Below are 24,746 nucleotides of genomic sequence, written 5' to 3' on the forward strand. Positions count from 1 at the left end.
CTTTAGCGGATTTTCGGTATCTGCCCCTTGCGACCGGCATGCGAAAGCGGCCAAGCTCGCACCGATTTCCCCAGCATAGGCAGACGCATGATTTTCGCTTCCGACAATTGGGCAGGCGCCCATCCCCGTATCGCTGCCGGCCTGTCGGCCCATGCCGACGGCTTCTCCACCGCCTATGGCGACGGTGCCCTCGACAAGACCGTTTACCAGCGCTTCAATGAGATCTTCGAATGCGAAGTCGCGGTGTTTTTCGTCGCCACCGGCACCGCTGCCAATTCGCTGTCGCTGACTACCTATAACAAGCCAGGCGGCATTTCCTTCTGCCATCGCGAATCGCACATCATCGAGGACGAATGCGGTGCACCGGAATATTTCACCGGCGGTTCGCGGCTTTGTACAGTCGAAGGCGCACTCGGCAGGATCGATGCCGGCAATCTGGAACGGGCGGTGGACCGTTTCGCACCCGAAAACGTCCATTCCGGGCGGCCGGTTGCCGTTTCGATCACCCAGTCGACCGAAGTCGGCACCGTCTACACACTGAACGAAATCGCCAGGATTTCGGCGATCGCAAAGCAGCATGGACTGCCGCTGCACATGGATGGGGCCCGCTTTGCCAATGCGCTCGTCGCGCTGGAAACGACGCCGGCCGAAATGACCTGGAAGCATGGCGTTGACATCCTCTCCTTCGGCGGCACCAAGAATGGCTGTTGGTGCGCCGAGGCGATCGTGCTGTTCGACCTCGAGCGAGCCAAGGAATTGGCCTTTTTGCGTAAGCGCGCGGCCCAGCTGTTCTCGAAATCGCGCTTCATCGCCGCGCAATTCGATGCTTATTTCAGGGGTGGGCTGTGGCTCGACACAGCACGGCACGCCAATGCGATGGCGGCACGGCTTGCCGCGGCGATAGAAGATTCCCCTTCGGCCCGGCTGGCCTGGCTGCCGCAGGCGAACGAGGTCTTCGCAGTCATGAAAAAGGCCGAGGCCGAAAGAATGCAAGCGGCAGGGGCGGCCTTCCACGACTGGCACAGGCCGCTCGGCTACGACGGCTACATTGGCGAAGACGAAGCGCTCTATCGGTTTGTCACCAGCTTCGCGACCACGCCCGACGAGGTCGACCGTTTCGGCTACCTGCTCGCCGGATAGCAAGCCTTGCCCACCAGCAAAAAGAGCGGCGCATTGCTGCACCGCCCTTTCTTCCCGGGGAGTTGGCGTCCCGGAGTTTAGCTGCCTGGCTTAGGCGGCAGTCTTGGCCTCGATCTGCTTGGCCTTGGCCGGAGCCGAGGTGATCGCGATCTTGCGCGGCTTCAGCTCTTCGGGGATGTTGCGCTTGAGGTCGACGAAGAGCAGGCCGTTCTTCAGCGCGGCGCCGACAACCTCGACGTGATCGGCAAGCTGGAAGCGGCGCTCGAAGGCTCGGCTGGCGATACCGCGATAGAGCAGTTCGGAGCCTTCGCCATTGCCTTCCTCCTTGCGCTCACCCTTGACGGTCAGCACATTGCGGTGAGCTTCGATCGAAATCTCATCTTCCGAGAAGCCGGCCACAGCCATCGAGATGCGATAGGCATCCTCGCCCGTGCGCTCGATGTTGTAAGGCGGATACGTCTGGCCTTCCGGCTGCGCAAGCGAATCGAGCATGGTGAACAACCGGTCAAAACCGACGGTCGAACGGTAGAGCGGGGAAAAATCAACGTGACGCATGGTGTGTTCTCCTGTTGAGCAACAAGGTTGCGTATGGCCGGTGCGAAACCCGTGACGGCGTTCCGGATGGGCCAGCGGCCCCGACATTGGCGACCGCATTACAAATTTGGGAAGCCGGCGACGGCATTTCAAGATTTTCCCGCGTCCGAACGGGACCGGTCCCCGGCCCACGTCCCGATGCCGATGAACGGCAGATGAACCGTGGCTTCGGCGAGCGTTCAGCCAGGCGGCATTAAAACTGTTCTCGAGATAACGAACAGGTCGCGAAAAAGGCGACACGACGAGGCCGAACCGGGTGTAACGTCCCTTCCTCCCGGTCGACAGAGGCCGGAAGCACGCCAAGGCTGCTTCCGGCCTTACTTGTTCGCTGCCTGGCGGTCGACCTCCCCGGCGTCCCAAATTCCTTTGCTTTTGGCGCATGGGCGTTTATGCCTGACTTGCGCCCACGCCGGCACCGACACCAACCAAAAACCGCATGACCGATCTTCCCCACCAGCCCCCTCTCTTCCAGGAAACTCCGGGCAATCCGCTGCCGGAAAACGCGGCCGGCGGCTTCTTCACCACGCGCGACGGCAAGAAGATCCGCTATGGGCTGTTTGCCGCGGTTGCCCGCCCGATGAAGGGCACCGTCGTCGTCCTGACCGGCCGCAACGAGTGCATCGAGAAGTATTTCGAGACCATTCGCAACCTTGCCGACCGGGGCTTTGGCGTGGCAACCCTCGACTGGCGCGGACAGGGCGCTTCCGACCGGCTGATCGGCGACCGACAGCGCGGCTTCGTCCGGAGCTTCTTCGACTACACCGGCGATCTGGAGCAGTTCTTCGAGGAGATCGTGCTGCCCGATTGCCGAGGACCCTACTACATACTGGCCCACTCGGCCGGCGCGGTGATTGCGCTGCTCGCCGCGCCCTCGATGGCGAACCGCGTGCGCCGCATGGTGCTGATCGCACCGTTCTTCACCGTGCCGGACCTGCCGGTTTCGGTAAAAACCGTCCGCCGCCTCTGTTCGCTGTTCTGCCTTCTCGGCCTTGGCCGGCTCTATGCCGCATGGGGGCCGCGGCCCAAGGAATCGGTGCCCTTCGCCATAAACAAGCTGACCAGCGACCCGGAACGCTATCGGCGCAACACGCTGATCTACGAAACCTATCCGCAGCTGGCGCTCGGCGGACCGACGATCCGCTGGCTGAAGGCGGCCACCGAGGCATCCTTGATCGTCAGCGACCCGGATTTCATGGCCAAGATCCAGGTGCCCTTGCTGATTATCGCCGCCGGCGCCGACCAGGTCGTCTCGACCAGGGCAGTCGAAGCCTATGCGAGACGTCTGCGCGTCGGCTCGCTAGTGATGATCGACGGCGCCCGCCATGAGATTCTCCAGGAAGCCGACCTCTATCGCGAGCAGTTGCTTGCGGCATTCGATGCCTTCATCCCCGGAACCGGCGACGCTGTTTGACCGCTTCGCCGGCGCCCGCCAACAAAGCCCGCACGGGTCGCTTGTCCGACGCAGCGTGCCCCCTTATTCCCGTTAAGGCATCGAGCGCTAGGTTGCTGCCAAAGAGAATGGAGGCCATTTGCCGGGAGAAAAACGACCATGAACGCATCGAACACGCTGTCACGTCAGGGGCATCGGCTACTGCAGATTGGCGTCGCGCTGCTGCTGTTTTCGTCATTCGAAGGGTTTGCAATACCGTATCTCGCCGCACCGCGGCTCGGACTGTCCGCGCACACGCTCAGCGCCCTGGAGGGCGTTCTCTTGCTGGCTCTAGGCCTCACATGGTCTAGGCTCAATCTCGGCGCGGCGACGTCGCGGATTGCTTTCTGGCTGCTGATCTATTCGGCTTTGGCGATCCTGGCCGCCTACGTGATCGCCAGCGCCTGGGCGGCCGGCAACGAGACTATGCCGTTGGCGGCCGGAGCCTTCCACGGAAGTGCCTTTCAGGAAGCTGTGATCAAAGGTGTGGCGTATTCGTCCGCGCCGACCGGCCTCATCTCTTTCGTGCTCATTTTGTGGGGCCTGCGTCTCTCGGACGCTTGGCCTGCCGACAGCTAATGCATGTCGCGCAGCGGTTTTGCGATAACATGCATAAAACAAGCGCGTCACATAAGTTCACTCAAACGCGACGCGCTTTGCTTTAGGACCGTACCGCGGTTTCCGTCGGATTTGCGCAAAACAGACGCGTGGGTGCACCGGATGCTTAGCCGCGCAGCGCCGCCATCGCGGCTGCGTGCAGCTCAGGTGTCGCCGCCGCCAGGATGTCGCCGCCGTTTTCCGCCGGCCCGCCTTCGAAGGTGGTGACAACGCCGCCTGCCTTCTCGATGATCGGGATCAGCGCGACGATGTCGTACGGTTTCAATCCGGGATCGGCAACGATATCGACGCTGCCCGCCGCCACCATCGCGAAGGCATAGCAGTCGGTGCCGTAACGGGCGAGCTGGACCTGTTGCTCGAACAGGTCGTAGCGCAGGCGCGCGTCTCCCTTGAACAGCGCCGGCGTGGTGGTGAACAGCGTCGCCTCGGCGAGATTCGTCGTCTTGCGCGTAGCGAGTTTTCGGGAGCCACCGGGACCTTCATAATGCGAGCCGGAGGCATTGGCGTAGAACAACTCGCCGGTGAAGGGCTGCGACATCATGCCGGCGACGGCATCGCCGTCGACCGTCAGCCCGACCAGCGTGCCCCATACCGGCAGGCCGGAAATGAAGGCGCGCGTTCCATCGATCGGATCGATCACCCAGACATGCCGGCTGGAGATGTTTTCGCTGCCATGTTCCTCGCCGAGAATGCCGTGATCGGGGTATTGCGCTGATATCAGCGCCCGGATGGCGCGCTCGGCCTCGCGGTCGGCCTCGGTGACCGGGTCGAAGCTGCCGCGCTCCTTGTTGGTGACCGCGCCCTGGCTGCGGAAGCGCGGCAAGGTCTCCGCTGCGGCGGCACGCGCAATGCGCCGCATGAACTCGATGCTGATGTCCAACTGATTCTCCCGCTCCAGCATGTTTGGAGATACCCGTTTGCCTAGGGATTTATGCCGAAACAAGGGCGTTCGGAGCCTTTCGCATGGTGCCAACTGTTGCTCGAATGCAACGCCGTCGTCATGGAAATGCAGTTTCCACTTCACAGTGAATTAAAAAAGCCGGAACGCGCCTTGACATTTGTGCAGCGCACAATACGTTTGTTCTCGGACAGGGGTTCCTGTCCATGCCCTCCTTGGGCGTTTCCTCCCTAGACTTCGACCGTGTCGTGCAAACGATGCGGTCTTTTTTTACGCTGCCGCATGAGCGGCGGTACCGCGATTCCGCGGCTATTCGGCGGCCAGCGGCAGATCCATGAAATTGTGATCGGGCATCGCCATCAGTTCGGCCGAAAACCGCGCCAGATCGTCGGCCAGTGCGTCGAAACCAGCCGATCTCTGGAACGTCCGCTCATTCATGTAGAGCCCGCGATTGACCTCGATCTGCAGCGCATGCAGATGGCGCACGGGGCGGCCATAGTGCTCGGTAATGAAGCCTCCGGCATAGGGCTTGTTGTGGGCGACGCTGTAGCCCATGCCGGTGAGCAGGCCGATCGCCGTCTCGGTCAACGCCGCCGCGGCCGAGATGCCGAAACGGTCGCCGACGATGAAATCCGGCCGCAATCCGCTGTCGCCGACCCTTATGCTTGCCGGCATCGAGTGGCAGTCAATCAGCACGGCGTAGCCGAAGCGCGCATGGGTTCTGGTCAAAAGCCGTTTCAGCGTCTCGTGATAGGGCTTGTAGACCGCTTCGATGCGCGCCACGGCTTCCGCCAGCGGCAAGCGGCCGGAATAGATGTCGAGCCCCTCGCCGACCAGCTTGGGCACGGTGCCGAGCCCGCCGGCCACCCGCGCCGAGCGGATGTTGCAGAATGACGGCACCGGTTCGGCGAACATGCGCGGGTCGAGTTCCCACGGCTCCCGATTGACGTCGAGATAGGCGCGCGGGAAGTTTGCCGCCAGCATCGGCGCTCCGAGCGCGACGGCGCCGCCGAACAATTCCTCGACATAGCAGTCCTCGGAGCGGCGGATGGCGTTGCGGTCCAGCTTGGCCATAGCCATGAACCGGTCCGGATAGTAGCGGCCGCTATGCGGCGAGTTGAAGAGGAAGGGAACGCGCTGTTCGGCGCCCGATCGGATTTCGAAGGGTGGAACGACCGAAAAATCCTCGGCTGCCGTTTTCAATTTGGACGAACCCGGGAATACCAATGCATCATGATGGGAAAGTGCCACCTCGCCGCCCGCATGTCCAGCCGCCGAAGCGCCAGCCAAATCAGGATTGTGCGGCCAACGTTCACTTGATGTTTACCGTCACCTCCTCATATACAGCATGGTTAACGGGCTTGCCGCACGGCATTGTCGGTTGGGTGATTCGGACGGGACAACATGGCACGCATTCTGCTGGCGGAAGACGACGACGACATGCGCCGGTTCCTCGTCAAGGCGCTGGAGCGCGCCGGTTATCAGGTCAGCGATTTCGACAATGGCGCCAGCGCCTATGAGCGGCTGCGCGAGGAACCTTTTTCGCTGCTTTTGACCGACATCGTCATGCCCGAGATGGATGGCATCGAGCTCGCCCGACGCGCCACGGAGATCGATCCCGACCTCAAGGTGATGTTCATCACCGGCTTCGCCGCCGTCGCGCTGAACCCTGATTCCAAGGCGCCGAAAGACGCCAAGGTGCTATCGAAGCCGTTCCACCTGCGCGACCTCGTCAACGAGGTCGAAAAGATGCTGCAGGCCGCCTGACGCGCTTTTTGTCGCGTCTTGACCGACGCCGCAAGCCAGGCGTTCTTTCCCTTTTCCCGCTATTGACGTGCCGAACCAAAAATGGTGTATGCGCGGCTTCGGATGGGCGTGTAGCTCAGCGGGAGAGCACTGCATTGACATTGCAGGGGTCACAGGTTCAATCCCTGTCACGCCCACCATCCAAATAATCCCTCAATTGGCCGTCGGTATTTTTCGTCGACTGAGGTTCCCGGCCAATACCGGCCTCAGGCCGCACCGAGGCGCAGATCGCCGGTCTCGACGTGCTCCAGAAACCAGGCATAGGTCTGTTCCAACCCGCTGCGCAGCGAGTAGCGCGGGCGCCAGCCGGTGGCGAACAGACGCGACACGTCCATCAGCTTGCGCGGCGTGCCGTCCGGCTTCGTCGCATCGAATGTTATTGCGGCATCGGCGCCAGCGACCGACACGATGGTGCGGGCAAGATCGGCAATGGTGATGTCTTCCCCCGAGCCGACATTGATGTGGCTGTCGCCCGAATAATTCTTCAGCAACCAGACCAGCGCGCCGGCGGCGTCGTCGACATGCAGGAATTCGCGCATCGGCGTGCCCGATCCCCACACCTCCAGGCTCTTGCGGCCGGCGCGCCTGGCCTCGTGCGCCTTGCGCATCAGAGCGGGCACGACATGGCTGGAATTGAGGTCGAAATTGTCGCCCGGACCGTAGAGATTGGTCGGCATCGCCGAGATGTAGTCGACGCCGTACTGGCGCCGATAGGCCTGGCACAGTTTCAGCCCGGCGATCTTGGCGATCGCATACCATTCGTTGGTGGGTTCGAGCGGCCCTGTCAGCAAGGCGTCCTCGGAGATCGGCTGCGCCGCGAATTTGGGATAGATGCAGGATGAACCGAGAAACAGCAGCTTCTGCACCTCGTTGCGGAAGGCGCTGTCGATGACATTGTTCTGCATGACGAGATTGTCCTGCAGAAAATCGACCGGAAGCCTGTTGTTGGCCAGGATACCGCCAACCTTGGCCGCCGCCATCACCACTGCATCCGGCTTGCGGTCTGACATCCAACGCCGCACGCCGGCCTGGTCGAGAAGATCGAGCTCGGCGCGCGAGGCGGTCAGGACCTCGCAATCCTCGTCGGCCAATCTGCGCAGGATGGCCGAGCCGACCATGCCGCGATGTCCGGCCACGAAAACGCGCTTACCCTGAAGGTCGAAGGTCATCAGCTTACCCCAATGCAGAACGGCAGCTATGCCAGTTGGCCGGCGGAGCGCCGGATCGGCTTCTCTGTTGCCCGACGCATACCGCATACAGATTTGCCCAGACAAGGCAAATCGCAAAGCCACCCGAAGCAACCTTTGGATCGGACACTGTAGCGCTCGCGATCAGACGCCCGCTACCGCGCACAGGCTTGTCATTCTGGCAATGGCAAGCCCGGGGTCGGCCAGCAACCCTGCCTGGTCGGCAAGGCGAAAGACATCGGCATAGTGACGGACGCCGCGCGCCGATTGCATGCCGCCGACCATCGAAAAATGCTCCTGATGGCCGTTCAGCCATGCCATGAAGACGATGCCGGCCTTGTAGTATTCGGTCGGCGCCTCGAAGATCTTGCGCGACAGCGGCACTGTCGGGGCCATCAGCGCGTCGTAGCCCGCGCGGTCGCCGTCGGCCAGCTTTGCCAGCGCCGCATTGGCGACCGGCGCGATGGCATCGAAAATGCCGAGCAGCGCGTGCGAATGTCTGTCGCCGTCGCCGGCGATCAGCTCGGGGTAATTGAAATCGTCGCCGGTGAACATCAGCACGCCCTCGGGCAGCCGATCCCTGAGCGCAATCTCCTTGCCGGCATCGAGCAGCGATATCTTTATGCCTTCGACCTTGCCGGCATGGCGTTCGATGATCGCGACCACCGTCTCCAGCGCAGTTTCGAAGTCGCTGCTGCCCCAGTAGCCTTTCAGCGCCGGGTCGAACATGTCGCCCAGCCAGTGCAGGATGACCTTGCCGGAGGCCTGGGACAGGATGCGGTCGTAGACGCCGATATAGTCGTCGGGGCCTTTGGCGACCGCCGCCAGCGCCCGGCTGGCCATCATGATCGCCTTGCCGCCAAGCCCTTCGATGAAGCCGAGCTGTTCTTCATAGGCCGCGATGACATCATCTAGCCTGCTGGCGCCCCCCGGCGCCAGATGGTCGGTGCCGGCGCCCGACGCAAGATCGGCGCCTTCGACGCTGCGCGCCTCGGCGATCGAGCGGCGGATCAATTCCTTGGCATTCGCCCAGTCGAAACCCATGCCGCGCTGAGAGGTGTCCATCGCTTCGGCGACACGGAAGCCAAGCCGCCAGAGGTGACGGCGAAACGCCATCGTCTTGTCCCAGTCGACCGCGGGCCTCGACCACGGATCGGTCATGGCGAGGGGATCGGCAACGACATGGGCGGCGGCGTAGGCGATGCGCGAGAAGCGAGCGCCGGCCACCGGCTGCACCGGCTGGCCGACAAGCCGGTAGCGGACACGGCTGGCGCCTTCCCCGGGCAAGGTGATGTCCATGGCTCTCTCCCCTACCAATGCCTATTAAATGGAACGTTCCAACAAATCAAGATATTTTGCCCCCTGCCTCGTGCAGCGAAAATTGCTGCATCGCAGTAGCCGAAAGCCCTGCTTGCCGGAGGATTGCGCCGCCGAGCCGCATTTTTCCCGGCTTCGCAAAAACGCGATTGACTCAAATGCGCCGCAGGATTAGATCGTTCCAATAAAATCGCACAAGAAACCACCGGGAGGACAGATCTGGATGGCCAGCCGGGCCAAGGCAACGATACTCGACATCGCCCGTGAGGCGGGCGTGTCCAAATCGACGGTATCGCTGGTGCTGCAAGGCAGCGGGCTGATCCGGCCCGAAACCGCGCTCAAGGTGCGCAAGGCGATCGAGGACGTCGGCTATGTCTACAACCGCGGCGCCGCCAATCTGCGCAAGGCCCATTCCAACGTCATCGGCATGGTCATCAACGATCTCACCAATCCGTTTTTCGCCGAGCTCGCGGTCGGCATGGAGCGCGTCTTCCAGTCGGCCGGCGTCGTGCCTTTCATCGCCAATACGGCCGAAAACCCGGTGCGCCAGGAAGAGGTTCTGAAATCGTTGATGGAGCAGGGTGTCGCCGGGCTCGTCGTGTCGCCGGCGCGCGGCACCACGCCTGGCGCGTTCCGTCGCCTTGAGACCGCAGGCGTTCCGGTCGTCTTCGTCATGCGCCGGCTTCCCGAAAGCCGCATCCCGGTGATCACGCCCGACAATCATCGCGGCGCTTATCTTGCCACCGCCCATCTGATCGGCAAGGGCCACAGCCGGCTGGCCTTCTTCGGCGGCTCGTCCGACCTTGTCGTCTATCACGAACGCCTGGGCGGCTTTCGCGAGGCCTGTGAAGCGCTCGGCATCGATCCGGCCGACAGGCTGGTCTTCGAGGGCGAAACCAGCCGCAAGGGCGGTATTGCCTGCCTGGAAACCGCACTTGCCATGGCCGCGCCGCCGACCGCGGCCCTTTGCTTCAACGATGCGGTCGCCTTCGGCGTCTTGCTGGCGCTGCGCAAGCGCGGCCTGGAACCCGGCGCGGACTTTGCCGTCGTCGGCTTCGACGACGTCGCCGAGGCCGAGCACTATATGCCGGCGCTGACCAGCGTCGCGGTGAACACCGCCGGCCTCGGCGAGCGCGCCGCCCATGTCGTGCTGAAGATGATCCAATCGCGCACCACGCGCGCCGAGGATCATATCGGCGCCGTCAACCTCGTGGTCAGGGAAAGCTGCGGCCCCGATCGCAAGGAGCATGGCTGCGCAGGAATGGGAGACGCGGCATGACCGTCAGTTGGGGGCTGATCGGCGCCAGCACGATCGCAAGACAGTTCATGATCGGCGCCATCCGCGCGCAGCCGGACGGCGAGATCGCCGCGGTGATGAGCTCCAGCCCGGAGCGGGCTACCGCCTATGCTCTGGAAAACCGCATTCCGGCGGCGGTCGCGACGATTGATGAATTGCTCGGCTCCGACATCGACGCCGTCTACATCTCGACCACCAACGAATTGCATCTCGAACAGGCACTCGCCGCCATCGAGGCGGGAAAGCATGTGCTTTGCGAAAAACCACTGGCGCTGACCAGCGCCGACGCGCGCAAGATGGTCGCGGCGGCCAGGGCCGCCGGCGTCGTGCTCGGCACCAATCACCACCTGCGCAATGCCGGCTCGCATCGGGCGATGCGCGAAGCGATCGCTGCCGGCCGCATCGGCAGGCCGATCGCCGCGCGCGTGTTCCACTCCGTCTATCTGCCGGAAAACCTGCAGGGCTGGCGCATCACCAGGCCGGACGCCGGCGGCGGCGTGGTGCTCGACATCACCGTCCACGATGCCGACACGCTGCGCTTCGTGCTCGGCGACGATCCCGTCGAGATCTCGGCATTCACGCAGTCGGCCGGCATGGCCGCCGGCGGGCTGGAAGACGGCGCCATGTGCCTCTGGCGCTTCGGATCGGGGATCATTGCCCAATCGCATGAGGGCTTCACCACCAAATTCGCCGGCACCGGCTTCGAGGTGCATGGCAGCGAAGGCTCGCTGATCGCCAAGGACGTGATGACGCAGAAGCCGCTCGGCTCTGTGTTGCTTCGCACGGCACAAGACGAAGAGGAATTGAGCTTCGACCGCGAAGACCTCTATGCCCGTTCGCTGCGCCAATACCACGCGGCGATCCGCGGCGAGGGCCAGCCTTCCGCCACCGGCGAGGACGGCGTCTGGTCGCTGACATCAGCCGAAGCGGCATTGCAGTCGGCCAGGTCCGGCAAGGCCGTTGCCATCGACCCGAAGCTCGGGAGCGCAGCGTGAGCAAACTCGTTTCCGCGGCTGAGGCTGCCGGCCTGATCAAAGATGGCGTGGTCGTTTCCGTGTCGTCGTCGAGCGGCCTCGGCTGCCCGGATGCGGTGCTTGCCGCGATCGGCGAGCGCTTCGACGCCGAAGGCCATCCTAGGGACATCACGACGCTGCACCCGATCGCCGCCGGTGACATGTACGGCATCAAGGGCATCGACCATCTAGCCAAGCCCGGCCTGTTGAAGCGCACGTTGTGCGGCTCCTATCCATCCGGGCCGTCATCTTCCGAACCGCCGCAGATCTGGAAGATGATCGGCGACAATATGGTCGCCGCCTACAACGTGCCGTCCGGCATCCTGTTCGACATGCACCGCGAAGCCGCCGCCAAGCGTCCCGGCGTGCTGACCAAGATCGGGCTCGATACCTTTGCCGACCCGCGCCATCAGGGTTGCGCCATGAACGCGGCCGCCAGCGAGCCGATCGTTTCGGTGCAGCAGTTCGATGGCGAGGAGTGGCTCTATTTCCGCTCGATCGTACCTCAGGTCGCGATCATTCGCGCCACCACGGCCGACGAGCGCGGCAACCTTACCTATGAGCATGAGGGTGCCTATCTCGGCGGCCTCGAACAGGCGCTGGCCGCCCGCAACAATGGCGGCATCGTCATCGCGCAGGTCAAGCGCATCGTCGAGAACGGCACGCTGAAGCCGCACGATGTGCGCGTGCCCGGCGTGCTGGTCGACCATATCGTGGTGGCGCCCGACCAGTTGCAGACGACGCTGACGCCCTATGATCCGGCCATCTCCGGCGAGATCTTCCGGCCGCTGTCGAGCTTTCGCAACGCCGAGATGAACGTCCAGAAGGTCATTGCGCGCCGCGTCGCCATGGAGCTTGCCGACGGCATGGCGGTCAATATCGGCTTCGGCATCTCGGCCAATGTGCCGCGCATCCTGCTCGAGGAAGGCCAGCACGGCAAGGTCACCTGGGTCATCGAACAGGGCGCGGTCGGCGGCGTGCCGCTGCTCGATTTCAAGTTCGGCTGCTCGTCGAACGCCGATGCCTTCATGCCTTCGCCGCACCAGTTCATCTATTTCCAGGCCGGCGGCTTCGACGCCTCGCTGCTGTCCTTCCTGCAGATCGACCGGCACGGCTCGGTCAATGTCTCGAAGCTTTCGGCGCGGCCCCATGTCACCGCCGGCGCCGGCGGCTTCGTCGACATCACCGCGCGGGCGAAGAAGATCGTCTTTTCCGGTTTCTTCAATGCCGGCGCCAAGTTGTCGCTTGCCGGTGGCGGCATCCGCATCGACCAGGAGGGCAAGGTCAAGAAGGTCGTCGGCGAGGTCGAGCATATCTCCTTCTCGGGCAAGCGTGCCGTCGCGCAGGGACAGGATATCACCTATGTCACCGAGCGCTGCGTGATGAAGCTGACGCCTGCGGGGCTGATGGTGACCGAGTTGGCGCCGGGCATCGACCTCGAGCGCGATGTGCTGGCGCAGGCCGAGATCCCGCTCGCCGTCGCCAACGACCTGAAAGTGACGCCGGATGCGCTCTACCGGGCCCGGCCGATCGGCCTATCGCTCAATGGCGGCGCGTCGCTTGGAGGCGCACATGGCTGAGCGTCTGGTAACCTTTGAAACCGACGGCGCCATAGGCATTGTCACGCTGCGCCGGCCGGAGAAATTCAACGCGCTCGATATTCCGATGCTGCGGGCGCTGGAAGCGGCATTCGACGAGGCCGAGACAGCAACCGGCGTCCGCGTCGTGCTGGTCTGCGGCGAAGGCAAGGGCTTTTGCGCTGGCGGCGACGTCGAGGCTTGGGCAGAAATGAGCGCTGCCGATTTCCAGGTGCAATGGGTGCGCTACGGCCACCGCGTCTTCGACCGGCTGGCGCGGCTGCGGCAGCCGACCATCGCCGTTCTTGCCGGCCATGCGCTGGGCGGCGGGCTGGAACTGGCGGCGGCTTGCGACTTTCGCGTGGCAGAAACGCAGGTGAAACTGGGGTTCCCCGAAACCTCGATCGGCGTCGTTCCCGGCTGGTCCGGCACCCAGCGCGCCGTGCGCCGCTTCGGTGCGCAGGCAGTGCGGCGGATGGCGCTCGGCGGCGAGGTGTTTCTGGCTACCGATGCGATGGCAGTGGGGATTGTCGACCGGGTGGTCGAGACCGGCAAGGCGTTCGCCGAAGCCAAGGCCTGGGCCGGCAAGATCGCCGAGCGCGGCCCGCTCGCGACCGAAGCCGCCAAGCTGATGATTGCCATCGCCGAGGGCGAAGAGAGTGCTGCCGCGACCGAAGCGCTGGCCAGCGGCTTCATCGCGCTGACAAGCGATCTCAGGACCGGCGTCGAGGCTTTCAAGGCCAAGCAGAAGCCGGCGTTCTCAAGATCTTAGGAACCTGGAAATCACATGAACGCACCCCTCAACATCGCCATACCCGCCGAGGCAGCCGCAGCGCCGAAAAGCTACCGGCTGCTGATCGGCGGCAGGTTCGTCGACGCCCAGGACGGCCGCACGCTGGAGCGCAGCAGCCCTGGCCACGGCTTCACCGTCTCGCGCTATGCACAAGCCGGCGCGGCGGACGTGGAGGCTGCGGTACAGGCCGCGCACAGGGCCTTCGAGACCGGCCCGTGGCCGCGCATGAAGGCCGCCGAGCGCGCCGCGATCCTGCTCAAGGCTGCTGACCTGATCGAGGCGCGGCTGGACGAGATTGCCCGGCTCGACGCACTGGAATCCGGCAAACCGATTGCGCAGGCGCGCGGCGAGATCGGCGGCGCCGTCGATATCTGGCGTTATGCCGCGGCACTTGCCCGCACGCTTCACGGCGAAAGCTACGCCAATCTCGGCGATGCCATGCTCGGCGTCGTGTTGCGCGAACCGATCGGCGTCGTCTCCATCATCACGCCGTGGAATTTCCCGTTCCTTATCGTCAGCCAGAAGCTGCCCTTCGCGCTCGCCGCCGGCTGCACGGCGGTGGTCAAGCCGAGCGAGATGACCTCGGCCTCGACCTTTGTGCTCGGCGAGATCCTGATGCAGGCCGGCCTGCCGAATGGCGTCGTCAACATCCTTGCCGGGTTGGGCGCCGATGTCGGCGCACCGATGGTCAGCCATCCGCTGGTCGAGATGGTGTCGTTCACCGGCTCCACCCGCGTCGGCAAGATGACCATGGCGTCTGCCGCCAACTCGCTGAAGAAAGTCGCGATGGAGCTCGGCGGCAAGAACGGCCAGATCGTCTTTCCCGATGCCGACCTCGAGGCCGCCGCCGACGCGGCGGTGTTCGGCGGCTTTTTCAATGCCGGCGAATGCTGCAATGCCGGCAGCCGGCTGATCGTCCATGAGGCGATCGCCGACGAGTTCCTCGGCGCCGTCAATGCCCTCACCGCCAAGGTGGTTGTCGGCGACCCGCTCGACGACCGCACCAAGGTCGGCGCGATGATCTCCGCCGACCATATGGCCAAGGTCACCGGCTACGTGACGGCAGCGGAAAACGGCGGCGGCCGGATCTGTAGCGGCGGCAATCAGCTTGCTTCGAGCGCCGGCCAGTATCTTGATCCGACCATCGTTCGCGATGTCACCGAAGACATGGCCATTGCACGCGAGGAAGTGTTCGGTCCGGTGCTCTCGGTGCTGACTTTTGAATCGATTGAAAGGGCGTTGCACATCGCCAACAACACGCCCTATGGTCTGTCGGCGGGCGTGTGGAGCGCCAGCATCGATACCTGCATGTCGGTGGCGCGGAATGTGCGTTCGGGAACCGTTTGGGTGAACACGTTCATGGAGGGTTACCCCGAGCTGCCTTTCGGCGGCTACAAGCAGTCCGGTCTCGGACGCGAACTCGGCAAGCGCGCCGTCGAGGATTATACCGAGGAAAAGACAATCCAGTTTCATCGCGGCCAGCGCACCGGATGGTGGGTCGGCTGAGTTGGGAAGAACCCGGCGGGCATCCGCCGGTCGTGTAAGTTCAACAAGGGAGGAAGTACATGTTGCGCAAACTGCTTATCGGGACGGCTCTCGCATCGGGCGTTGCGTTCGCGGCCCATGCCGAGGACGTCAAGGAAGTCCAGATGCTGCATTGGTGGACGTCGGGCGGCGAAGCTGCCGCTCTGAACGTGCTCAAGCAGGATCTGGCCAAGGAAGGCTTTGCCTGGAAGGACGTGCCGGTGGCCGGCGGCGGCGGCGACGCTGCCATGACCGCGCTGAAGGCGATGGTGGCAGCGGGCAACTACCCGACCGCCTCGCAGATGCTTGGCTATACCGTGCTCGATTACGCCGCAGCCGGCGTTATGGGCGACCTGACCGAGACGGCGATAAAGGAAGGCTGGGACAAGTCCGTTCCCGCGGCCCTGCAGAAATTCTCCGTCTATGACGGCAAGTGGGTCGCGGCTCCGGTCAATGTCCACTCGGTCAACTGGCTATGGATCAACAAGGCGGTGATGGACAAGATCGGCGGCACCGAGCCCAAGACCTTCGACGACTTCATTGCGTTGCTGGACAAAGCCAAGGCGGCGGGCGTCATCCCGCTCGCGCTGGGCGGCCAGAACTGGCAGGAAGCGACAATGTTCGACTCAGTCGTGCTGTCGACCGGCGGGCCTGAGTTCTACAAGAAGGCCTTCAACGACCTCGACGAGGAGTCGCTGAAGTCCGACACGATGAAGAAGTCGTTCGACAATCTCGCCAAGCTCGTCACCTATGTCGACCCGAACTTCTCGGGCCGGGACTGGAACCTCGCCACCGCCATGGTCATCAAGGGCGATGCGCTGGTGCAGGTGATGGGTGACTGGGCCAAGGGCGAATTCAACGCCGCCAAGAAGGTCCCGGGCACCGACTTCCTGTGCTACCGCTTCCCGGGCACCGACGGCAGCGTCGTCTACAACTCCGACATGTTCGGCATGTTCAACGTTCCGGAGGACCGCAAGGCCGCCCAGATCGCCCTGGCCACCGCCACGCTGTCGAAGAGCTTCCAGTCGGCCTTCAACGTCGTCAAGGGCTCTGTCCCGGCCCGCACCGACGTGCCGGACACCGACTTCGACGCTTGCGGCAAGAAGGGCATGGCCGACCTGAAGGCCGCCAATGAAGGCGGCACGCTGTTCGGTTCGCTGGCGCAGGGCTATGGCGCGCCTCCCGCGGTTGCCAACGCCTACAAGGATGTCGTCTCGAAATTCGTGCACGGCCAGATCAAGACCTCGGACGAGGCCGTGACCCAACTGGTCAGCGCGATCGAAGACGCCAAGTAAGGCACCCGCCCATGTGAATGATCTCCCCGGCGCAAGCCGGGGAGATCCCCTGCGGCGAGGTTTTGCGGTTGCGCCGACCGGCACGCTTTCGTGCCGCAGAGCCCGAGACAGCAGAATTCCGGACCCGCCATACGGAATGGACAGATGAGCACAGTTGCTGAAACCAGTATCACGCTGACGCCGGAGCACGATGCCCGTCCGGGCGCCACGGTGCGCTCGCGCCTTCAGAATGCGCTGCCGAAGCTCGTGCTGGCGCCGAGCTTCGCCGCCACAATCGTCTTCGTCTACGGCTTCATCCTGTGGACGATCTATCTGTCCTTCACCAATTCCAAGACCTTTCCCTCCTATGCGATCACCGGGCCACGCGCCTATCAGCGGCTATGGCGCTGGACTTTCGAAAGCGATCCGCCGTCCTCCTGGTACACGTCGATCACCAATATGGGGATTTTCGGCTTCCTCTACATTTCCATCTGCCTGGCGCTCGGCCTGTTCCTGGCGATCCTGCTCGACCAGAAGATCCGCGGCGAAGGTGTGCTGCGGCCGATCTACCTCTACCCGATGGCACTGTCGTTCATCGTCACCGGCGTTGCCTGGAAATGGTTTCTGGACCCCGGCCTCGGCCTCGAGCAGACACTGCACCAATGGGGCTGGACGAGCTTCCATTTCGACTGGATCAAGAACAAGGATTTCGTCATCTACACGGTGGTCATCGCCGGCGTCTGGCAGGCGTCGGGCTTCATCATGGCGATGTTCCTGGCCGGCCTGCGCGGCATCGACGGCGAGATCCTGAAGGCGGCGCAGATCGACGGCGCCACCACCTTCCAGCTCTACCGTCGCATCGTCATCCCGCTGCTGCGGCCGATCTTCCTGTCCGCCTTGATCGTCCTCGCGCATCTCGCCATCAAATCCTACGATCTGGTGGTCGCGCTGACCAGCGGCGGGCCGGGCGGTTCGGCCTGGCTGCCGTCCAACTTCATGTATGAGTACACCTTCAAGCGCAACGAGATGGCCGTCGGCTCGGCCAGCGCCGTGATCATGCTGATGACCATCACCGCGATCATCGTTCCCTATCTCTATTCCGAGCTTCGGGAGAAGCCGCGATGAGCGCCGTGGCCACTCCTGCTCGCCAGAGCACTGGCGGTATCAGCGCCAGGACGGTCAACCGTATTGTCATCTACGGGCTGCTGGCGCTGTTCGCGCTGTTCTATCTGATGCCGCTGTTCGTCATGCTTGTGACCTCGTTCAAGACCATGGACGAAATCCAGAACGGCAACATGCTGGCGCTGCCGCAGGAGCCGACCTTCGCACCTTGGATAAGGGCGTGGAGCGAGGTTTGCTCGGGTCTCACCTGCGTCGGCATGAAGGGTTATTTCTGGAACTCGATCAAGATGGTGGTTCCGGCCGTCATCATCTCGACCCTGCTCGGCGCGCTCAACGGCTATGTGCTGACGAAGTGGCGCTTTCGCGGGGCGACGCTGGTGTTCGGGCTGATGCTGTTTGCCTGCTTCATTCCGTTCCAGTCCGTCCTCTTGCCGATGGCAACGATCCTCGGCAGCCTCGGCCGGTTCGGCGTCAAGCTGCAGAACGCGACCGGCCTCACCTTCGGCTTCGGCAATCCGACCGTGAACCTGGTGTTCGTTCACGTCGTCTACGGCATCGGCTTCACCACCCTGTTCTTCCGCAATTATTACGAAGCGTTTCCGAACGAGCTGGTGAAGGCGGCGCAGATCGACGGCGCCAGCTTCTTCCAGATCTTCCGGCGCATAATGCTGCCCAACTCGCTGCCGATCATCGTGGTGACGGTGATCTACCAGTTCACCAACATCTGGAACGACTTCCTCTTCGCTTCCGCCTATGCCGGCTCAGGCGACGTGATGCCGATGACGGTGGCGCTGAACAATGTCGTCAACACCTCGACCGGCGTCGTCGAATACAACGTCAACATGGCGGCGGCGATGATCGCCGCGCTGCCGACGCTCCTCGTCTACGTGCTCGCCGGCCGCTATTTCGTGCGCGGCCTGATGGCCGGCGCCGTCAAAGGATAATCGCATGGCTTTTCTGGAAATTGACGGGCTGAAGAAGCGTTTCGGAGCGGTCGAGATCCTGAAAGGCATCGACCTCGACCTGGAAAAGGGCGGCTTCCTCGTGCTGGTCGGGCCTTCCGGTTGCGGCAAGTCCACGCTGCTCAACACTATTGCCGGCCTGGAAACCATCACCGAAGGGGAAATCCGCGTCGACGGACGCACGATCAACGATCTCCACCCCTCCAAGCGCGACATCGCCATGGTCTTCCAGAGCTACGCGCTCTATCCGAACATGACGGTTGCCGGCAATATCGCCTTCGGCATGGAGATGCGCGGCGTGCCGGCCGGCGAGCGCCAGAAGGCGATCGACAAGGTGGCGAAGGTCCTGCAGATCGGCCATCTGCTGAAGCGCAAGCCAAGCCAGCTCTCCGGCGGCCAGCGCCAGCGCGTCGCCATGGGCCGGGCGCTGGTGCGCGATCCAAAGCTGTTCCTGTTCGACGAGCCTTTGTCCAATCTCGACGCCAAGCTGCGTGTCGACATGCGCATCGAGATCAAGCGCCTGCACGCCACCACCGGCACCACCATCGTCTACGTCACCCACGACCAGATCGAGGCGATGACGCTGGCCACCAAGATCGCGGTGATGCGCGACGGCGAGGTGCAGCAGTTCGGCACGCCAGCCGAAATCTATAACAACCCGGTCAACCTGTTTGTTGCCGACTTCATGGGCTCGCCGGCGATGAACCTGATCCCGGCGACGATCGGCAGCAACGGCAGCGGCTTCTCCGTCGTCATGGAGCGCGAGGCGCGCCAGCCGATCTCGCTGCCGCTGGGCAATGCGCCGGCCGGCCTGTCGGCATTCCAGGGAAAACCGATCATCTTCGGCGTCCGCCCGGAAGCACTGACCGATCCCGAGGGTGCCGAACGCAACGCCTCGAACATCGCCCGCGCCGACTGTCACATCGAGGTCATCGAGCCGGCCGGCTCGGATACGTTCGCGGTCACCAATCTCGGCGGCAAGGCGGTGGTGGCGCGGCTGCGCGCCGATGCCAAAATCCAGCCCGGCACGGTCACGCCGCTCGCCTTCAACCTGACCAAGGCGGTGTTCTTCGATCCGGCGACCGAGAAACGCATCGTCTAACGGCCATGACAAATCCCGACATCGTCATCATCGGCTCCGGCATAGGCGGCGCCACGATCGCCTCCGGCCTTGCCGGCAGTGGCGCCTCGATCCTGATGCTGGAGCGCGGCGAAGCCCTGCCGGCAACGCCGCACACACGCGACACCCGCGCGATCTTCGTCGATGGTCATTATCGGCCGAAGGAGATGTGGCTCGAGGCCGGCGGAGCGCCTTTCAACCCGGGCAATTACTACTATGTCGGCGGCAATTCGAAATTCTACGGCGCTGTGCTGATCCGCTACCGCAGGGAAGACTTTTCGGAGATGGAGCACTATGGCGGCATCTCGCCGGCCTGGCCGTTTTCCTATGAGGAATTCGAGCCCTGGTATTCCAAGGCCGAGCAGCTTTTTCACGTGCGCGGTGCACTCGGCGAAGACCCGACCGAGCCGTTCCACTCTACGCCCTACCCTTTCGGGCCGGTACCAGACGAGCCGTCGATCGCGCGTGCGCGCGCCGAGTTGAAGAGCCTAGGCCTGCATCCGGCATCGCTGCCGCTCGGCGTCGACATCGAAGCCTGGCTGAAAGATGGCAGCACGCCGTGGGACGCGTTTCCCAACACCGGGACCGGCAAGATCGACGCGCAATCCGGGCCGTTGGCAGCAGCCCTTGCCGATCAGAATATCCGGCTTGAGACCGGCGCCCATGTCGAATATCTCGAGGCATCGCCGGACGCCAGGACGATCGAGACCGTCCATTACCGCCAGAACGGTGCGCTGAAGAAAGTCGCGCCGAAGCTGGTGATCCTGTCGGCCGGCGCGGTCAATTCAGCCGCCGTCCTGCTGCGTTCGCCTTCCCCTTCTTCCAAGGGCAAGGGAGGTGGCAAAGGCCTGGCCAACCGTTCCGACCAGGTCGGCCGCAACTTCATGAACCACAATTCGAGCGCCATGCTGGCGATCGATCCATGCCGCCGGAACAAATCCGTCTACCAGAAGACGCTGATGCTGAACGATTATTATCTGTCCGACGGCAAGGGCGGCAAGCCGCTCGGCAATGTCCAGCTCCTCGGCAAGATCGACGGCAACATCCTCAAGGCCAATGTCAGGCGCGCGCCCAAATTCGCGCTCGATTTCATGGCCGGCCACGCCGTCGACTGGTATCTGATGTGCGAGGACCTGCCCGATCCCGAGAGCCGCATCACGGTCGACGGCAAGGACATCGTCATGCAGTGGCGGCGCTCTAACATGCAGTCGCTCGACGGACTGACCAAGGTGATGCGCGAGAATTTCCGCGCCTGCGGCTATCCGATCGTCCTGTCGCGTCCGTTTGACAAGCGCACGCCCTCGCACCAATGCGGCACTGTGAAGATGGGCAACGATCCAGCGACCTCGCCGCTCGATCCGTTCTGCCGCTCCTTCGACCACAGCAATTTATTCGTCGTCGATGCCGGCTTCCTGCCGAATTCGGCCGCCGTGAATCCGGCGCTGTCGATCGCCGCACAGGCGCTGCGCGTCGCCGACCATATCCGCAAGACGGAGCTCGCAACATGAGCCGCCCGGCAGCGATCGTCACCGGCGGCGCGCGCGGCATCGGCCTTGCCTGTGCCGAGGCGCTGGCCAGCGCCGGCTTCGATATTCTGGTCGCCGACCTTGCTGACGAAGCCGCAGACGGGCTCGCCGCCGACATCACCGGGCGCGGCGCGAAATTCGCCTATGTCAGCTGCGACATCGCCGACCTCGACGGCCACGCAGCGCTGATTGATGCCGCGACAAGCGCCTTCGGCCGCATCGACTGCCTGGTCAACAATGCCGGCATCGGCACTGTCCTGCGCGGCGATCTGCTCGAGCTCAAGCCGGAAAATTTCGACCGGGTGCTCGGCATCAATCTGCGCGGCACCGTATTCCTCAGCCAGGCCGTCGCCAAAGCGATGCTCGGCCTGCCAAGCGATGGTGCGAGATCGATCATCACCATCACTTCGGTCAGCGCCGCCATGGCCTCGCCGGAACGTTCCGATTACTGCATCTCCAAGGCTGGGCTTTCGATGTGGGTGAAGAACCTGGCACTGCGGCTCGCCGCCGAAAATATCGCCGTGTTCGAGGTGCGCCCGGGCATCATCCGCACCGACATGACCGCCGGTGTGACCGCCAAATATGACGGGCTGATCGACGGCGGGCTGGTGCCGGCGATGCGCTGGGGCGAGAGCGAAGATATCGGTGCCGCCGTGGCGGCGCTCGCCGGCGGCAAGTTCGGCTTTTCGACCGGCTCGGTCATCAATATCGACGGCGCGCTGTCGGTGCCGAGGCTATGAACAGGTGATGCCATGACCGACTACATAATCGTCGGCGCCGGCCCGGCCGGGTGCGTACTCGCCAACCGGCTGAGCGAAGATCCGTCGCATCAGGTGCTGCTGCTCGAAGCCGGCGGCAAGGACTGGCATCCGTTGATCCACATGCCGGCCGGTTTCGCCAAGATGACCAAGGGCATCGCCGCCTGGGGCTGGTCGACGGTGCCGCAAAAGCACATGCAGGACCGTGTCTTCCGATACACGCAGGCCAAGGTGATCGGTGGCGGCTCTTCGATCAACGCCCAGATCTACACGCGCGGCAACGCCCGCGACTACGACGCCTGGGAGAAGGAAGAAGGCCTTGCCGGCTGGGGCTATCGCGACGTGCTGCCCTATTTCAAGCGCGCGGAGAACAACCAGCGTTATGCCAACGATTTCCACGGCGACCAAGGCCCGCTCGGCGTATCGAACCCGATCGCGCCGCTGCCGATCTGCGAGGCCTATTTCCGTGCCGGACAGGAGATGGGCATCCCCTTCAATCCCGACTTCAACGGGGTAGCCCAGGAGGGCGTCGGTTATTATCAGCTGACGCAGAAGGACGCGAAGCGCTCCTCCGCCTCTGTCGCCTATCTCCGGCCGATCCGCGAGCGAAAGAATCTCACCGTCAGGACCGGCGTTCTGGTGACGCGCATCGTCGTCGACAAGGGCCGCGCCGTCGGCGTCGAGATCGTCGACAGGCCGGGCGGCCAGCCAACGATCCTGCGCGCCGAGCGCGAGGTGATCGTCTCGTCCGGCGCCATCGGCTCGCCGAAGCTTTTGCTGCAGTCGGGCATCGGCCCGGCCGACCATCTGAAGGCGGTCGGCGTGACACCGGTGCACGATCTGCCCGGCGTCGGCTCCAACCTGCAGGATCATCTCGACCTGTTCGTCATCGCCGAATGCACCGGCGATCACACCTACGACAACTACGCCAAGCTGCACTGGACGGCGTGGGCCGGGCTGCAGTATCTGCTCCTGAAGAAAGGCCCGGTAGCCTCCAGCCTGTTCGAGACCGGCGGCTTCTGGTACGCCGATCCGACCGCCGCCTCTCCCGATATCCAGCTGCATCTCGGCCTCGGCTCCGGCATCGAGGCCGGCGTCGAGAAGCTGAACAATCCGGGCGTGACACTGAACTCGGCGTTCCTGCGCCCGCGCTCGCGCGGCACCGTGCGGCTGAACAGTGCCGATCCGGCCGACCGCCCGCTGATCGATCCGAATTATTGGTCCGATTCCTATGACCGCGACATGTCGATCAAAGGGTTGAGGCTGGCGCGCGAGATCATGCGGCAGAAGGCGCTGGCCCCCTTTGTGCTGCGCGAGGTACTGCCGGGACCCGACCTGCAGAGCGGCGACGAGCTGTTCGACTACGCTTGCCGCAGTTCCAAGACCGACCACCACCCGGTCGGCACCTGCCGCATGGGCCACGATGCGATGAGCGTGGTAACGCCAGATCTCAGGCTGCGCGGTATCGAGGGCCTGCGCGTCTGCGACGCCTCGGTGATGCCGCGCATCCCCTCCTCCAACACCAATGCCCCGACGATCATGGTTGGCGAAAAAGGCGCCGATCTGATCCTTGGCCGCGAGCCGCTGCCGCCGGCGGTGTTTTCCACCAACCGAGCGGCATGAGGGACAAAGAATGATCAGGCACTGTGTCTTCGTCAGATTTCGCAACGATGCCGCCGACGCCGAGCGCGCGGCAATCCATGCCGATCTCGAAGCGTTGCGGGCCGTGATCGACGGCATGGGCAAGGTCGAATTCAGCGCTAATACCAGCCCGGAACCCTTCGCCCGCGGCTTCACGCACGGCTTCACCATCGACTTTCGCGACGCTGCGGCACGCGATGCCTATCTGGAGCATGAAGCGCATCAGCGAGCCGGCGCAAAACTGGTCGCGGCGCTCGAAGGCGGCACCGACGGGCTGATGGTGTTTGATCTGGAGATCGCGTGACTATCCCATTCTCAGCGCAACGACGCCGGCAACGATGCTAAGCACCGCGGCACCTCGCCATGCCGTCATCTTCTCGCCGAGCGCGAAGACCGAGATCATCATGGCGAACAGGATCGATGTTTCGCGCAGCGACGCCACCGAGGCGATCGGCGCCTTGGTCATCGCCCACATCACGATCCAGTAGGCGCCGCCGCTGAGCACGCCGGTATAGATTCCGGCCTTCCAGTCGCGCGCCAGCACCGGCAGCGCCTGTGGGCCGCGAGAGACGACGCATAGCACCAGCGCCCACAGCGCATCGCAGACGAACAGCCAGGCGGCATAACTCGACGCGGTGGCGGCCAGCCGCGCGCCGCTGCCGTCCGACAGCGTGTAGCTGGCGATGAAGATCGATGTGCCCAACGCGAAACCGACGGCGCGCAGGTTCAATTTCTCCAGATGCGCGCCGCCGCGAAACGACAGCACCAGCGTGCCCGCCGACAACAAGAGGATGCCGAGAATGGCGAGCGGCGCCGGCATCTCGGCAACCACCACAACGCCCCCCAAAGCGGCCAGCAATGGCGCGGTGCCGCGCGCCAGCGGATAGGTCTGGGCGAAATCGCCGGCCTTGTAGGCGCCGATCAGGAACGTCCTGTAGCCCATGTGGAAGACAACCGAGGCGAGGATGTATGGCCACACTTCCGGCTTCGGCACCTCGACGAAAGGCAACGTCACCAGCGCAGCGGCACCCATGCCGAGCGTCATCAGTGTGATCGACAGGAAACGGTCGAGATGGACCTTGACCAGCGCGTTCCAGATCGCATGCATGGAAGCGGCGGCGAGCACCGCGAAAAAGACAAACAGGCTCAT

The 24,746-nt window shown here is 63.7% G+C and carries 23 protein-coding genes and 1 tRNA gene; 18 read left to right on the plus strand and 6 right to left on the minus strand.

Annotation, left to right across the window (positions count from 1 at the left end; all coding sequences use genetic code 11):
* Positions 1-87: 87 nt before the first annotated feature.
* Positions 88-1,140 (plus strand): threonine aldolase family protein, encoded by a 1,053-nt coding sequence (locus tag NKH30_RS06195; protein WP_352501928.1) that lies wholly within the window; start codon positions 88-90, stop codon positions 1,138-1,140.
* A gap of 90 nt (positions 1,141-1,230) precedes the next feature.
* On the opposite strand, the gene NKH30_RS06200 is transcribed toward NKH30_RS06195, so the two are convergent.
* Positions 1,231-1,695: an Hsp20 family protein gene (locus NKH30_RS06200; RefSeq protein ID WP_023675381.1), complete on the minus strand. Its 465-nt coding sequence runs from the start codon at positions 1,693-1,695 to the stop codon at positions 1,231-1,233.
* Between the two features lie 475 nt (positions 1,696-2,170).
* On the opposite strand from NKH30_RS06200, the gene NKH30_RS06205 reads away from it, so the two are divergent.
* A complete protein-coding gene (locus NKH30_RS06205; RefSeq protein ID WP_352994574.1) occupies positions 2,171-3,145 on the plus strand; it encodes an alpha/beta fold hydrolase in 975 nt (324 codons plus the stop codon).
* 138 nt (positions 3,146-3,283) lie between these two features.
* Positions 3,284-3,742, plus strand: a complete 459-nt coding sequence (locus tag NKH30_RS06210; protein WP_352469520.1) for a styrene oxide isomerase — start codon at positions 3,284-3,286, stop codon at positions 3,740-3,742.
* Positions 3,743-3,887: 145 nt separating this feature from the next.
* On the opposite strand, the gene hisN is transcribed toward NKH30_RS06210, so the two are convergent.
* On the minus strand, positions 3,888-4,661 hold the full coding sequence (gene hisN, locus NKH30_RS06215) for a histidinol-phosphatase (protein WP_352814364.1): 774 nt from the start codon (positions 4,659-4,661) through the stop codon (positions 3,888-3,890).
* A 327-nt stretch (positions 4,662-4,988) separates the two neighbouring features.
* On the minus strand, positions 4,989-5,930 hold the full coding sequence (locus tag NKH30_RS06220) for an N-formylglutamate amidohydrolase (RefSeq protein ID WP_352539364.1): 942 nt from the start codon (positions 5,928-5,930) through the stop codon (positions 4,989-4,991).
* 153 nt (positions 5,931-6,083) lie between these two features.
* On the opposite strand from NKH30_RS06220, the gene cpdR reads away from it, so the two are divergent.
* Together cpdR and NKH30_RS06230 are read left to right on the plus strand one after the other, a co-directional pair.
* Entirely contained in the window at positions 6,084-6,446 is a 363-nt protein-coding gene (gene cpdR, locus NKH30_RS06225) for a cell cycle two-component system response regulator CpdR (protein ID WP_006199474.1), read from the plus strand.
* A gap of 104 nt (positions 6,447-6,550) precedes the next feature.
* Positions 6,551-6,625: transfer RNA gene (locus NKH30_RS06230), tRNA-Val, on the plus strand.
* Between the two features lie 66 nt (positions 6,626-6,691).
* Here the strand turns inward: NKH30_RS06230 and fcl are convergent.
* On the minus strand, positions 6,692-7,654 hold the full coding sequence (fcl, locus tag NKH30_RS06235) for a GDP-L-fucose synthase (protein WP_352994577.1): 963 nt from the start codon (positions 7,652-7,654) through the stop codon (positions 6,692-6,694).
* Between the two features lie 162 nt (positions 7,655-7,816).
* Complete coding sequence (locus NKH30_RS06240) at positions 7,817-8,971, minus strand: dihydrodipicolinate synthase family protein (protein WP_352612914.1); 1,155 nt, start codon at positions 8,969-8,971, stop codon at positions 7,817-7,819.
* Positions 8,972-9,212: 241 nt separating this feature from the next.
* Between NKH30_RS06240 and NKH30_RS06245 the strand changes: the two genes are divergently transcribed.
* From NKH30_RS06245 to NKH30_RS06305, 13 genes are all read left to right on the plus strand, one after another.
* Complete coding sequence (locus NKH30_RS06245; protein WP_352469516.1) at positions 9,213-10,268, plus strand: LacI family DNA-binding transcriptional regulator; 1,056 nt, start codon at positions 9,213-9,215, stop codon at positions 10,266-10,268.
* Entirely contained in the window at positions 10,265-11,281 is a 1,017-nt protein-coding gene (locus tag NKH30_RS06250) for a Gfo/Idh/MocA family protein (RefSeq protein ID WP_352539366.1), read from the plus strand. Before NKH30_RS06245 ends, NKH30_RS06250 begins: the two co-directional genes overlap by 4 nt.
* Positions 11,278-12,879, plus strand: a complete 1,602-nt coding sequence (locus NKH30_RS06255) for an acyl CoA:acetate/3-ketoacid CoA transferase (protein WP_352539367.1) — start codon at positions 11,278-11,280, stop codon at positions 12,877-12,879. The genes NKH30_RS06250 and NKH30_RS06255 overlap by 4 nt, the downstream gene beginning before the upstream one ends.
* Positions 12,872-13,648, plus strand: coding sequence for an enoyl-CoA hydratase/isomerase family protein (locus NKH30_RS06260; protein WP_352539368.1), 777 nt, complete (start codon positions 12,872-12,874; stop codon positions 13,646-13,648). Before NKH30_RS06255 ends, NKH30_RS06260 begins: the two co-directional genes overlap by 8 nt.
* A 15-nt stretch (positions 13,649-13,663) precedes the next feature.
* Positions 13,664-15,175, plus strand: coding sequence for an aldehyde dehydrogenase family protein (locus tag NKH30_RS06265; protein ID WP_352539369.1), 1,512 nt, complete (start codon positions 13,664-13,666; stop codon positions 15,173-15,175).
* Positions 15,176-15,234: 59 nt separating this feature from the next.
* Positions 15,235-16,488, plus strand: coding sequence for an ABC transporter substrate-binding protein (locus NKH30_RS06270; RefSeq protein ID WP_031194023.1), 1,254 nt, complete (start codon positions 15,235-15,237; stop codon positions 16,486-16,488).
* Positions 16,489-16,632: 144 nt separating this feature from the next.
* Positions 16,633-17,592: a carbohydrate ABC transporter permease gene (locus tag NKH30_RS06275; protein WP_352469510.1), complete on the plus strand. Its 960-nt coding sequence runs from the start codon at positions 16,633-16,635 to the stop codon at positions 17,590-17,592.
* Entirely contained in the window at positions 17,589-18,533 is a 945-nt protein-coding gene (locus NKH30_RS06280; RefSeq protein WP_023675367.1) for a carbohydrate ABC transporter permease, read from the plus strand. The genes NKH30_RS06275 and NKH30_RS06280 overlap by 4 nt, the downstream gene beginning before the upstream one ends.
* 4 nt (positions 18,534-18,537) lie before the next feature.
* The gene (locus NKH30_RS06285; RefSeq protein ID WP_023675366.1) at positions 18,538-19,653 is read left to right on the plus strand and encodes an ABC transporter ATP-binding protein; all 1,116 of its coding nucleotides are present in this window, start codon (positions 18,538-18,540) and stop codon (positions 19,651-19,653) included.
* A 5-nt stretch (positions 19,654-19,658) separates the two neighbouring features.
* Positions 19,659-21,179, plus strand: coding sequence for a GMC oxidoreductase (locus NKH30_RS06290; protein ID WP_352994582.1), 1,521 nt, complete (start codon positions 19,659-19,661; stop codon positions 21,177-21,179).
* Positions 21,176-21,937 (plus strand): 3-ketoacyl-ACP reductase, encoded by a 762-nt coding sequence (locus NKH30_RS06295; protein WP_352469507.1) that lies wholly within the window; start codon positions 21,176-21,178, stop codon positions 21,935-21,937. The genes NKH30_RS06290 and NKH30_RS06295 overlap by 4 nt, the downstream gene beginning before the upstream one ends.
* A gap of 12 nt (positions 21,938-21,949) precedes the next feature.
* The gene (locus NKH30_RS06300; protein WP_352979016.1) at positions 21,950-23,578 is read left to right on the plus strand and encodes a GMC family oxidoreductase; all 1,629 of its coding nucleotides are present in this window, start codon (positions 21,950-21,952) and stop codon (positions 23,576-23,578) included.
* Positions 23,579-23,588: 10 nt separating this feature from the next.
* A complete protein-coding gene (locus NKH30_RS06305) occupies positions 23,589-23,900 on the plus strand; it encodes a Dabb family protein (protein WP_352682488.1) in 312 nt (103 codons plus the stop codon).
* Here the strand turns inward: NKH30_RS06305 and NKH30_RS06310 are convergent, their stop codons facing one another.
* Positions 23,901-24,746, minus strand: coding sequence for an EamA family transporter (locus tag NKH30_RS06310; RefSeq protein ID WP_352539371.1), 846 nt, complete (start codon positions 24,744-24,746; stop codon positions 23,901-23,903).

The organism is Mesorhizobium sp. M1273, from assembly GCF_040318195.1.
Classification (GTDB): Bacteria; Pseudomonadota; Alphaproteobacteria; order Rhizobiales; family Rhizobiaceae; genus Mesorhizobium.

What these genes read in the sequence shown, in the direction of transcription:
- NKH30_RS06195 (WP_352501928.1), top strand. Translation starts at nt 88, where the DNA reads ATGATTTTCGCTTCCGACAATTGGGCAGGCGCCCATCCCCGTATCGCT.
- NKH30_RS06200 (WP_023675381.1), bottom strand. Translation starts at nt 1,695, where the DNA reads ATGCGTCACGTTGATTTTTCCCCGCTCTACCGTTCGACCGTCGGTTTT.
- NKH30_RS06205 (WP_352994574.1), top strand. Translation starts at nt 2,171, where the DNA reads ATGACCGATCTTCCCCACCAGCCCCCTCTCTTCCAGGAAACTCCGGGC.
- NKH30_RS06210 (WP_352469520.1), top strand. Translation starts at nt 3,284, where the DNA reads ATGAACGCATCGAACACGCTGTCACGTCAGGGGCATCGGCTACTGCAG.
- cpdR (WP_006199474.1), top strand. Translation starts at nt 6,084, where the DNA reads ATGGCACGCATTCTGCTGGCGGAAGACGACGACGACATGCGCCGGTTC.
- fcl (WP_352994577.1), bottom strand. Translation starts at nt 7,654, where the DNA reads ATGACCTTCGACCTTCAGGGTAAGCGCGTTTTCGTGGCCGGACATCGC.
- NKH30_RS06240 (WP_352612914.1), bottom strand. Translation starts at nt 8,971, where the DNA reads ATGGACATCACCTTGCCCGGGGAAGGCGCCAGCCGTGTCCGCTACCGG.
- NKH30_RS06245 (WP_352469516.1), top strand. Translation starts at nt 9,213, where the DNA reads ATGGCCAGCCGGGCCAAGGCAACGATACTCGACATCGCCCGTGAGGCG.
- NKH30_RS06250 (WP_352539366.1), top strand. Translation starts at nt 10,265, where the DNA reads ATGACCGTCAGTTGGGGGCTGATCGGCGCCAGCACGATCGCAAGACAG.
- NKH30_RS06260 (WP_352539368.1), top strand. Translation starts at nt 12,872, where the DNA reads ATGGCTGAGCGTCTGGTAACCTTTGAAACCGACGGCGCCATAGGCATT.
- NKH30_RS06265 (WP_352539369.1), top strand. Translation starts at nt 13,664, where the DNA reads ATGAACGCACCCCTCAACATCGCCATACCCGCCGAGGCAGCCGCAGCG.
- NKH30_RS06270 (WP_031194023.1), top strand. Translation starts at nt 15,235, where the DNA reads ATGTTGCGCAAACTGCTTATCGGGACGGCTCTCGCATCGGGCGTTGCG.
- NKH30_RS06275 (WP_352469510.1), top strand. Translation starts at nt 16,633, where the DNA reads ATGAGCACAGTTGCTGAAACCAGTATCACGCTGACGCCGGAGCACGAT.
- NKH30_RS06280 (WP_023675367.1), top strand. Translation starts at nt 17,589, where the DNA reads ATGAGCGCCGTGGCCACTCCTGCTCGCCAGAGCACTGGCGGTATCAGC.
- NKH30_RS06285 (WP_023675366.1), top strand. Translation starts at nt 18,538, where the DNA reads ATGGCTTTTCTGGAAATTGACGGGCTGAAGAAGCGTTTCGGAGCGGTC.
- NKH30_RS06290 (WP_352994582.1), top strand. Translation starts at nt 19,659, where the DNA reads ATGACAAATCCCGACATCGTCATCATCGGCTCCGGCATAGGCGGCGCC.
- NKH30_RS06295 (WP_352469507.1), top strand. Translation starts at nt 21,176, where the DNA reads ATGAGCCGCCCGGCAGCGATCGTCACCGGCGGCGCGCGCGGCATCGGC.
- NKH30_RS06300 (WP_352979016.1), top strand. Translation starts at nt 21,950, where the DNA reads ATGACCGACTACATAATCGTCGGCGCCGGCCCGGCCGGGTGCGTACTC.
- NKH30_RS06305 (WP_352682488.1), top strand. Translation starts at nt 23,589, where the DNA reads ATGATCAGGCACTGTGTCTTCGTCAGATTTCGCAACGATGCCGCCGAC.
- NKH30_RS06310 (WP_352539371.1), bottom strand. Translation starts at nt 24,746, where the DNA reads ATGAGCCTGTTTGTCTTTTTCGCGGTGCTCGCCGCCGCTTCCATGCAT.